Consider the following 6,185-nt stretch of genomic DNA (forward strand, 5'->3'; position numbering starts at 1 on the left):
GCACCGCTTCCGCTGTCGATTGTCCCCGAGGACCCCTCATGTCCGTAGCCTCTCGCGTTTCGCTCCTGACCATGTTGAGCGCGCTCGTCGTTGCCGGTCTGTCGAGTGCCGCCTCGGCACAGGGCCTGAACACCGGTTACACTGGTACCCGCACGCCGGTCGTCGACTGGCGGGAGCGCCATCAGCAGGACCGCATCTATGCCGGCGTGCGTGACGGTTCGCTGACGCCGCGCGAATATCGTCGCCTGGAATGGGGCGAGTCCCGCATCCGCGGCGCCGAAGCGCGCTACAAGGCCGATGGTGTCGTGACGCGGGGCGAACGCGCGCGTCTGGACGGCATGCTCGACCGGGAGAGCCGGGCCATCTATCGCAACCGTCACGATGAACAGCGTGTGGGCTGGCGGCGCTGAACCGCGATAGCCGTTGCCACGGCCGGCCCATCCAGGCCGGTCGCGGCGCGCGCCATCAGGGCGCTTGCTGCAGGCGGGCCAGGAATTGGCGGACGCGGGCGGCATTGGTGCCCAGGTCGCTGACGCCAACGCGGGATCGCGAGCGGATGTCGATCTTCGTTCCGCCGCTCACCGGCGTCAGCCGGACGACGATATCGTCCTTGAAGCCGAACCACCGGGTGATGGCAACGGCTTCCAGCCGGCCCTGTGCCGTGTCCTCGCCCACGATCTCCCAGCCCAATGCGCGCGCGGTGCGCTCGATGCGAGCAAAGGCCTCGGCCGCCGGCTCCTTCAAGGTCAGCGATCGGATATCCGGGTAGCCCGCCCGCTGTGCCGCCGCGACAGGCTCACCCGCATAGTCACCGCCATTGCCGCTGTCGTTTGATGTGCGCAAGGCCATGAAGGCCGGCGGGTGGAGCGTATCGGTGGTGATGTCGTTGATGCGGGGCAGGGTGTCGGCCGCGATCCGCCAGTTCAGCGGCACGTAGGCGGCGGCGATGCCCAGCGTGACGCCCACCAGGGTGGAGAGCAGCCCCGGCCGTGCCGTTCCGGCAGGCTGTGCCGCGGCCCACAGAATGCCCAGCGCGACAGCGACCAGGGCGCCGATACCGGCAATGCCCAGCAGCTTCATGGAGTCGGTGCGGGCGCCCAGGCTGGGTACCGCGCGCGACGCCAGGAAGATCACCGTCACGCCGAACACGCACAGCACGGCCGCGCGATACAGCCATCCGATGCCGGTGGCGATGATGGTGCGGCGGTATTCGCGCGCGGGCAGCAGCAACGACAGCGCCAGTCCACCGATGATGGCAGCCAACGCCGCCGACGTGCCGAGGCCGAACGTTGTCTGGATGCCGGCGACGTCGATGAAACCGCGGCGGTAGGCCGGACCCGTCGAAGCGATCGTGAGCGCCGCGAGCCACCCCAGGCCGAACACCAGCCGAGCCAGGCGTACCTTGGCTGGGCTGGGCGGACGGCGGCTCGGCATGTGTGCGAGTCTAACACAGCCTCATGCGCGCGATAGGCGCGCACCCGGGTTATTGAAGTGGCAACGACACGACGATTCATCGTCCGTGGTCAAATCGCGCGCCGATGCGTGATCATCCGGTAGATTCGAATGGCGGCACGGCATGTTCCATTGGGTTCATTTGGAACATAAGGTGCAAATGCGCTTCGCCGCCCGGCATTCACCCATCAACCCGGGCATCCGTCAGCCTGGCAGCTCCTGGCCGGGCGACCAGCCGGCAGGCGCCAGGGTGAACCCGGCGAATTCGAACGCCGGGGACACCGTGCAACCGACCAGCGTCCAGGGTCCCAGCGTTCGCGCCGCCTGCCAGGCCCGCGTCGGCACGACGGCCTGCGGCTGCTGTCCGCCGGCGAAGTCGGTGCCCAGGATCACGCAGCGCGTGGTACGGCCGTCGTCCGAGATCGCGAGTTCCAGGGGCGCGCCAGCGTACCAGTGCCAGATCTCGACGGCGTCGACGGCATGCCAGTGCGAGCGTTCGCCCGCCTTCAGCAGGAAGTAGATGGCCGTCGTGGCGCCGCGGGCAGTGCCGTCGGCCGGCGGCGCGCGATAGGTCTCGACGAAATGGCCGCCTTCGGGATGCGGTTGCAGCCCGAGGCGGCGGATCAGGTCGTCGGCATCCACGGCGCGGTAACGTCAGCCGGGCGGCAGCGTCGACTTCATCGACGGACGCTGGGCGAACTTGTCATACCAGGCCGTGAGCTTCTTGCGCCTCTTGCGCCAGCCCTCGTCGGCATAGCGGAAGTCGAGATAGCCCAGCGCGCAGGCGAACGTGATGTGCCCGATGGTGGGCGCGCCCCTGAGCGTGCCGGCTTCCTTCTCCATCTGGTCAAGCGCCCAGCGGATCTTCTTCATCTGCGCTTCCTGCCAGGCCGGGCTGCGCATGGGCTCCTCGCGCAAGGTATTCTCGTAGCGCAGCAGGATCGCAGCGTCGATCAGGCCGTCGGCCAGGGCCTGCTGGCGCAGCGCGTTGAACCGCGCCTTGCCCTTGGCCGGGAAGAATTTCTTCTTGCGGTGCTTGCTGTCGAGGTACTCGCAAATCACCGGCGAGTCGTAGAGGTCCAGTCCCTCGGCCTTCAGCGCCGGGACCTTGACCAGCGGATTGATCTTGGCGACCGCCGGGTTCGGTGCCACGGGCGTGGTGGATACCGTTACCTTGTCGATCTTCTTGTCGAGGCCGGCCTCGATCGCCAGCACCATCACCTTGCGCACGTAGGGCGAGGTCGGCGAGTACATCAGTTTCATATTGGCCATACGCTATCCTTCTCCCCTTGGGTTTACGTTCTGTCACCGTGCGTGGGCGCGGCGCGACGTTAGCACCGCTGTTTCGGGCAAGTCACGGCCGGTACGGGGTGAAATCATCAAACCGTGCTATATATTAGGGGCATGTTCACCGACGTCGTCGACCTGCGCGACTTCTACGCCGAGACCGTGGGCCAGGTGACCCAGCGGCTGCTGCGGGCGCAGTTGCGCGAACTGTGGCCCGACGTGCGCGGCCTGCGGGTTGCCGGCCTGGGGTACGCGGTGCCGTTCCTGCGGCCGTTCATGGATGAGTCCGAACGGGTCCTGGCCCTGATGCCGGCGGCGCAGGGCGTGCTGCCGTGGCCCAACGAACGCGCCAACCTCGCCACCCTGGTCGAGGAGATCGACCTGCCGTTGCCCGACCGCTCGATCGATCGCCTGTTGATCGTGCATGCGCTGGAATGCGCCGAACAGATCCGGCCGCTGCTGCGCGAAGCCTGGCGCGTGCTGGCCGACGGCGGGCGGATGCTGGTCGTGGTGCCCAACCGCACCGGCCTGTGGGCGCAGTTCGATCGCTCGCCGTTCTATCACGGCCATCCCTATTCGGCGCGCCAGCTCGCCATCCTGCTGCGCGCCAACATGTTCACGCCGCTGCGCGAGGCGCGCGCCCTCTATCTGCCGCCGACCCGGTCGCGGCTGATGCTGAGCCTGGCGCCCACCGTCGAGAAGATGGGCCGGCGCCTGTTCAGCCGTTTCGCCGGCGTGGCGGTCGTCGAGGCCGGCAAGCAGATCCACGCCGGCGTCGTTGCTCATCATCCTGCGCCGGCCCGCCCGCGCCTGCGGGTGGCGCACTCGCGCGGCCCGTCGCCGGCGGCCGGCCGTATCGTGCCACCCTCGGCGCGATCGACCGACTGATCCTTCCATCGCCCGCCTGCGCCGTGCCGGAGTCGTCCGTGAGCGAATCGTCTGTCTTCGACCGCATTGTCGATCTGCTGCGCCGCGAGAACGCAACGTTCCGCGTCATCGAGCACGAGCCGGAGGGACGCTCCGATAGGATCAGCGTGATCCGCGGCAACAATCCCGACCAGGCCGCCAAGGCGATGGTGCTGGATGTGCGCGGCGAGGGCAGCGGGCGCCGGCACGTGCTCGCCATCCTGCCCGGCAGCCGCAAGCTCGATTTCAATGCCGTCGCGCAGCACTTCGGCGCGCGCAAGTGCGGCTTCGCCAATCCCGAGACGGCGCAGCAGATCACCGGCTGCGCCATGGGCAGCGTGCCGCCGTTTACGTTCGACGATGCACTCTCGATCATCGTCGATCCCGACCTGCTGGCGCACACGACCATCTTCTTCAACGCCGGCCGCCTGGACCGCTCGATGGAGATGGACACCCAGGACTGGCTGCGCGTCGCCAAGCCGGTGGAAGCGAGAATCGCCAGCCGTTGAATGATCTGTCATCTCGAGCGTAGCGAGGGATCTAGTCTAGGAACGGCGCCTGGATCCCTCGCTGCGCTCGGGATGACAGCGTCGCTACTTCCGCCGCAGCAGGAACAGGCCCTGTTCGCCGATCAGGTTGGCGAGCGGCAGGGGCAGGCCGCTGATGATGTGGCCGCGGCGGTCGAGGGCCATCGCCTTTTCGACCACGACGCCCATGGCGGCGCACAGGTCGCGGAAGTCGTCGATGGTGCAGAGATGGATGTTGGGGGTGTCGTACCAGCGGTGCGGCAGCGCGTCGGTTTGCGGCATGTGGCCGCCGAACAGCAGACGCAGGCGGACCTGCCAGTGCGCGAAGTTGGGGAACGACACGATGGCGTGCTGGCCCACGCGCAGCATCTGCTCCAGCACGTCGCGCGGCGAACGGGTCGCCGGCAAGGTCTGGCTCAGGATCACGTAATCAAAGGCGCCGCTGGGATAGTGCTGCAGGTCGGTGTCGGCATCGCCCTGGATGACGCTCAGTCCGTGGGCGACACAGGCATTCACGCCGGCCTGGCTCAGCTCCATGCCGCGGCCGTCGACCTGCTTGAAGCGCGCCAGATGATCGAGCAGGGCGCCGTCGCCGCAGCCGACATCCAGCACGCGCGTGCCCGGCGCCACCATGTCGGCGATCAGCTGCAGGTCGACGCGGATGCCGTCGCGCGGCGCCGGCTTTTGATCGGAAACGGCCATGGTGGTCAGGCCTTGAGGCCCCGTGCGTTGCCGGCGCCGCGCAGGAAGCCCTCCAGCGTGCGGAACATCTCGGGCTCGTCGAGCAGGAAGGCGTCGTGGCCCTTGTCGCTTTCGACCTCGACAAAGGAGACGTTGGCGGCGACGGCATTGAGGGCCCGCACCACCTCGCGGCTCTCCGACGTCGGGAACAGCCAGTCGCTGGTGAACGACATCAGGCAGAAGCGGGTCGGCGCGCCGCGAAACGCCGTCGCCAGTGAACCGCCGTGCGCGGCCGCGAGGTCGAAATAGTCCATTGCGCGCGTGATGTAGAGATAGGCGTTGGCATCGAAGCGTTCGACGAACGATCGGCCCTGGTAACGCAGGTAGCTCTCGACCTGGAAGTCGGCATCGAAGCCGAAGCCCAGGGCATCCTTGCCCTGCAGCTGGCGGCCGAACTTGCGCTGCAGCGCGGCTTCGCTGAGATACGTGATATGCGCCGTCATGCGGGCGACGGCCAGGCCACGCGCCGGGTGTGTGCCATGAACGGCGTAGTTGCCGCCATGCCAGTCGGGATCGGCCATGATCGCCTGCCGTCCCACCTCATGGAAGGCGATGTTCTGGGCCGAATGACGTGCCGCGGTGGCGATGGGGATGGCGGAGAACACCCGCTGGGGATGCTGCGCGGCCCATTGCAGCACCAGCATGCCGCCCATCGATCCGCCGATGACGCAGAACAGGCTTGCCACGCCAAGATGATCGAGCAGGCCGGCCTGAGCGCGTACCATGTCGGCGATGGTGATCACCGGGAAGCTGAGGTTGTAGGGCTGGCCGGTGCGCGGGTCGCTATCGAGCGGTCCGGTGCTGCCCATGCAGCCGCCCAGCACATTGGCGCAGATGACGAAATACTTTGCCGGATCCAGCGGCCGCCCGGGACCGACCAGGGTTTCCCACCAGCCCGGCTTTCCGGTGACCGGATGCGTGTCCGCCACGAACTGATCGCCGGTCAGCGCATGGCAGATCAACACGGCATTGGATTTGTCGGCGTTGAGTGCACCATAGGTGCGATAGGCGACGCTGTATCGGTCGAGGGTGACGCCGCAATCCAGCTTCAGCGGTCCCAGGACCACGTGGTGGCTGGCGGCCAGCGCCTGCCGGACGGCAGCGGTCGACCCGGCTGACGCAGCAGATGAGGCGGGCTCGGACAGCGCGGTATCCATGGGAACGGTCCCGTCGTCATGTCCCTCCCCCAACTTTGTTGGGGGAGGTGGCCAAAGGTCTTCAGCCGCAACATGGGTAACAGTTTGTGCTCACCACATGGGTAACAGTTTTCTC

Annotated in this window: 8 protein-coding genes; 3 read left to right on the forward strand and 5 right to left on the reverse strand. The window is 67.5% G+C overall.

Going from position 1 to position 6,185, the window contains the following annotated elements:
* Positions 1 to 38: 38 nt before the first annotated feature.
* The gene (locus FQU96_RS37810) at positions 39 to 410 is read left to right on the forward strand and encodes a hypothetical protein (RefSeq protein ID WP_146546598.1); all 372 of its coding nucleotides are present in this window, start codon (positions 39 to 41) and stop codon (positions 408 to 410) included.
* A gap of 55 nt (positions 411 to 465) precedes the next feature.
* On the opposite strand, the gene FQU96_RS37815 is transcribed toward FQU96_RS37810, so the two are convergent.
* The 3 genes from FQU96_RS37815 to FQU96_RS37825 form a co-directional block, all read right to left on the reverse strand.
* A complete protein-coding gene (locus FQU96_RS37815) occupies positions 466 to 1,434 on the reverse strand; it encodes a DUF1499 domain-containing protein (RefSeq protein WP_146546599.1) in 969 nt (322 codons plus the stop codon).
* Between the two features lie 222 nt (positions 1,435 to 1,656).
* Positions 1,657 to 2,094 carry a cupin domain-containing protein gene (locus FQU96_RS37820; RefSeq protein ID WP_146546600.1) on the reverse strand — a complete coding sequence of 146 codons (438 nt, stop codon included), beginning with the start codon at positions 2,092 to 2,094 and terminating at the stop codon, positions 1,657 to 1,659.
* Positions 2,095 to 2,106: 12 nt separating this feature from the next.
* The gene (locus FQU96_RS37825) at positions 2,107 to 2,724 is read right to left on the reverse strand and encodes a glutathione S-transferase (RefSeq protein WP_255468799.1); all 618 of its coding nucleotides are present in this window, start codon (positions 2,722 to 2,724) and stop codon (positions 2,107 to 2,109) included.
* A 132-nt stretch (positions 2,725 to 2,856) separates the two neighbouring features.
* Here FQU96_RS37825 and FQU96_RS37830 point away from each other — a divergent pair, with 132 nt between their 5' ends.
* Both FQU96_RS37830 and FQU96_RS37835 read left to right on the forward strand, forming a co-directional pair.
* Positions 2,857 to 3,627, forward strand: coding sequence for a class I SAM-dependent methyltransferase (locus FQU96_RS37830; protein WP_146546601.1), 771 nt, complete (start codon positions 2,857 to 2,859; stop codon positions 3,625 to 3,627).
* Positions 3,628 to 3,665: 38 nt separating this feature from the next.
* Positions 3,666 to 4,154: a YbaK/EbsC family protein gene (locus tag FQU96_RS37835; RefSeq protein WP_146546602.1), complete on the forward strand. Its 489-nt coding sequence runs from the start codon at positions 3,666 to 3,668 to the stop codon at positions 4,152 to 4,154.
* An 84-nt stretch (positions 4,155 to 4,238) separates the two neighbouring features.
* Here the strand turns inward: FQU96_RS37835 and metW are convergent, their stop codons facing one another.
* Both metW and FQU96_RS42535 read right to left on the reverse strand, forming a co-directional pair.
* Positions 4,239 to 4,874: a methionine biosynthesis protein MetW gene (metW, locus tag FQU96_RS37840; protein ID WP_218575030.1), complete on the reverse strand. Its 636-nt coding sequence runs from the start codon at positions 4,872 to 4,874 to the stop codon at positions 4,239 to 4,241.
* A gap of 5 nt (positions 4,875 to 4,879) precedes the next feature.
* Entirely contained in the window at positions 4,880 to 6,070 is a 1,191-nt protein-coding gene (locus FQU96_RS42535; RefSeq protein WP_146546604.1) for a homoserine O-acetyltransferase, read from the reverse strand.
* Positions 6,071 to 6,185: the final 115 nt, after the last annotated feature.

Origin of the sequence: Reyranella sp. CPCC 100927 (assembly GCF_007859315.1) — a bacterium.
Classification (GTDB): domain Bacteria; phylum Pseudomonadota; class Alphaproteobacteria; order Reyranellales; family Reyranellaceae; genus Vineibacter.

Coding starts and splice junctions, on each gene's coding strand:
- FQU96_RS37810 (WP_146546598.1), top strand. CDS start 39: ATGTCCGTAGCCTCTCGCGTTTCGCTCCTGACCATGTTGAGCGCGCTC.
- FQU96_RS37815 (WP_146546599.1), bottom strand. CDS start 1,434: ATGCCGAGCCGCCGTCCGCCCAGCCCAGCCAAGGTACGCCTGGCTCGG.
- FQU96_RS37825 (WP_255468799.1), bottom strand. CDS start 2,724: ATGGCCAATATGAAACTGATGTACTCGCCGACCTCGCCCTACGTGCGC.
- FQU96_RS37830 (WP_146546601.1), top strand. CDS start 2,857: ATGTTCACCGACGTCGTCGACCTGCGCGACTTCTACGCCGAGACCGTG.
- metW (WP_218575030.1), bottom strand. CDS start 4,874: ATGGCCGTTTCCGATCAAAAGCCGGCGCCGCGCGACGGCATCCGCGTC.
- FQU96_RS42535 (WP_146546604.1), bottom strand. CDS start 6,070: ATGGATACCGCGCTGTCCGAGCCCGCCTCATCTGCTGCGTCAGCCGGG.